Here is a 2,925-nt window from a genome sequence, read left to right as displayed (position 1 = left end):
AGGCGCAGGCCCGCGTGCAGGTGTCGCCCATGATCATGAAGGTGGCGTGCTTCTTGTCCCAGCACTCACCGATATTGGGGCAACCCGCCTCCTCGCAGACGGTGACGAGCTTGTTCTCCTTGACGATCGCCTGGGTGTCACGCCAGCCCGGCGAGCCCGGCGCCTTCACGCGGATCCAGTCCGGCTTGCGCAGCATGGGCTGATCCGGCCGGTGCGCCTTCTCGGGATGGCGCGGCCGATTGTCGTTGTTGAGGAGATCGAGGACGACAGCCATGACAAGCCTTTCGCTTCATTGAGGCCGATATATCAGGAAAGCCTGCGCTTCACCATTGCCGGGCAAGCCCGGCTAGCCTCTCCCACACGCATGCCTGTTTTTCGCCGGCATGCGTGCAGGTCGTGCGCTCAATTTACATATGGATGGCGCGACCATAGGCGTCCAGGACGCTCTCATGCATCATTTCCGACAGGGTCGGATGCGGGAACACCGCATGCATCAGATCTTCCTCGGTGGTCTCCAGGTTCATGGCGATCACGAAGCCCTGGATCAGTTCGGTCACCTCGGCACCGACCATATGGGCGCCCAGCAGCCGGCCGGTCTTGGCGTCGAACACCGTCTTGACCAGGCCTTCGGGTTCGCCGAGAGCGATGGCCTTGCCATTGCCGATGAAGGGGAAGCGGCCGACCTTGACGGTATAGCCCGCCTCCTTGGCCTTCTTCTCGGTCAGGCCGACGCTGGCGATCTGCGGCGTGCAATAGGTGCAGCCGGGGATCTTGTCCTTCTCGAAGGCGTGCGGGTTCTTGCCGGCGATCGCCTCGACGCAGACCACGCCCTCATGCTCGGCCTTGTGCGCCAGCATCGGCGGGCCGGCAACGTCGCCGATGGCGAAGATACCGGGCACATTGGTCTTGCCGAAACCGTCGACCACCACGCAGCCGCGATCGGTCTTCACGCCGAGCTTCTCCAGGCCGAGATTCTCGATATTGCCGACCACGCCGACAGCCGAGATCATGCGGTCGGCCTCGATCACCTGGGACTTGCCGTCGGCCGTCTCCACCGTCGCCTTGACCGAATTGGCGGTCTTTTCGACCTTGGTCACTTTGGCGTTGGAGAGGATCTTCATGCCGGCCTTCTCGAAGCGCTTGCGCGCATGGGCGGCGATTTCCTCGTCCTCGACCGGCAGGATCTGCGGCAGCACCTCGACCACCGTGACTTCGGCGCCGAGGGTGCGATAGAAGGAAGCGAACTCGATGCCGATGGCGCCCGAGCCGACCACGATCAGCGACTTGGGCATGTCCGGCGGCACCATGGCATCGAAATAGGTCCAGATCAGCTTCTTGTCCGGTTCGAGGCCCGGCAGAACACGCGGACGCGCCCCGGTGGCCACGATGATGTTCTTGGCTTGATAGGTTCCCGGTCCCTGAGCGCCCTTGGGCGCCGGGATCGCTGGCCCTTGCACCGACTTGGTCGAGGCCTTGACCACGATCTCACCGGGCTTGGTGATCTCGGCTTCGCCCCAGATCACGTCGACCTTGTTCTTCTTCAACAGGAAGCCGACGCCGGTGGCCAGCTGGGCAGAAACGCCGCGCGAGCGCTTGACCACCGCGCCGACATCGGCGCTGATCGAGCCGCTGAGCACCAGGCCGAAATCCTTGGCGTGCTGGGAATTGTGCAGCACCTCGGCCGAGCGCAGCAGCGCCTTGGTTGGGATGCAGCCCCAATTGAGACAGATACCGCCCAGATGCTCGCGCTCGATCACGGCCGTCTTCAGGCCGAGCTGCGCGGAACGAATGGCGGTGACGTAACCGCCGGGGCCTGAGCCGATCACGATGACGTCGTAGGAACTCATTTGGGGTCTCCTCTTGGGCCTGGCGCCGGAAACGCTCGTCGTCTCGGCACCGGGTCGGAAATCAGGTCTCAGATCGTCCGATTGCTAGCCTGCATTGGCGGCAGGCGCCGCCGTTGGGGTCGTCGCGGCCGGGGCTGCCCCCGCCGGCGAGGTCCGGGGCTGGGTCTTCCAATCGCGGGCGAAGGCGCATTTGTAATACCCCGTCGCGATATTGAGGGTCCGCGGCAGCTCCACGCAGATCACGGGCTTGCCCGTCCCCTGCTGGGGGAGCGGCTGTCCGGTGGCCGGATCGATCGCCGGCGCGGCGGCAGGCTGGCCGGGAGCCGACGGGCGATCAAGCGTGGTCTTGCTCGAATCCAGCACGCTCCAGGCCACCGGGACCACGCCGGGAACCCCGTCCCGCCAAGCCCGGCCCGAGCCGTCCGCGTCAAGCGTGACGCGATAGCCCTCACCGATGGAAGCGATGCCGGACATGGCGATTTCGCGTGCCTGATCCATGGTTGGTTCAGGCTTGGGCGGGGCTGCAACGATGGGCTTGCCGGCAAGGCCGGGGGTATTGCAGCCCCCGAGGCCTGCCGCCAGCACCAGGATTGCGATACCTGGCGCCCAAGCTCGTCCTGCGGTCCTGCCGTTCAAACCAGCATCCCCATGGGCTTTTCGATATAGCCCTTGAAGGCTTGCATCAGTTCGGCGCCCAGTGCGCCGTCGACGGCGCGATGATCGGTGGAAAGCGTCAGCGACATGATGGTCGCCACCTTGACCTCACCGCCCTGCACCACCGGCTGCTTGATGCCAGCGCCAACCGCCAGGATGGTGGCGTGCGGCGGATTGACGATGGCCGCAAACGACTTCACCCCGAACATGCCGAGATTGGAGACCGAGCCGGTGCCGCCCTGATATTCCTCGGGCTTGAGCTTGCGGCTCTTGGCCCGCGCTGCAAGGTCCTTCATCTCGTTGGAGATGGCCGACAGCGTCTTGCTTTCCGCCGCGCGGATGATCGGCGTGATCAGGCCGCCCGGGATGGAGACGGCGACGCCGACATCGGCATGCTTGTGCTTGAGCATGGCGCCGTCGGTCC

The 2,925-nt window shown here is 65.1% G+C and carries 3 protein-coding genes and 1 pseudogene; all 4 read right to left on the bottom strand.

Annotation, left to right across the window (positions count from 1 at the left end; all coding sequences use genetic code 11):
* A pseudogene (locus QM672_RS32555) lies at positions 1 to 274 on the bottom strand (lipoyl synthase); the annotation flags it as partial.
* Positions 275 to 407: 133 nt separating this feature from the next.
* Positions 408 to 1,847 (bottom strand): dihydrolipoyl dehydrogenase, encoded by a 1,440-nt coding sequence (gene lpdA / locus QM672_RS32550; RefSeq protein ID WP_311938153.1) that lies wholly within the window; start codon positions 1,845 to 1,847, stop codon positions 408 to 410.
* 84 nt (positions 1,848 to 1,931) lie between these two features.
* The gene (locus tag QM672_RS32545) at positions 1,932 to 2,483 is read right to left on the bottom strand and encodes a hypothetical protein (protein WP_311938151.1); all 552 of its coding nucleotides are present in this window, start codon (positions 2,481 to 2,483) and stop codon (positions 1,932 to 1,934) included.
* Positions 2,480 to 2,925: 2-oxo acid dehydrogenase subunit E2 (locus QM672_RS32540; protein ID WP_415087381.1), on the bottom strand; the 446-nt coding region annotated here is incomplete at its 5' end. The genes QM672_RS32545 and QM672_RS32540, both read right to left, overlap by 4 nt.

The organism is Labrys sp. (in: a-proteobacteria) (assembly GCF_047605565.1).
Taxonomy (GTDB): domain Bacteria; phylum Pseudomonadota; class Alphaproteobacteria; order Rhizobiales; family Labraceae; genus Labrys; species Labrys neptuniae.
Note: the sequence above shows the minus strand (reverse complement) of the source record. Positions and strands in the feature narration are given on the sequence as shown.

Coding starts and splice junctions, on each gene's coding strand:
- lpdA (WP_311938153.1), bottom strand. CDS start 1,847: ATGAGTTCCTACGACGTCATCGTGATCGGCTCAGGCCCCGGCGGTTAC.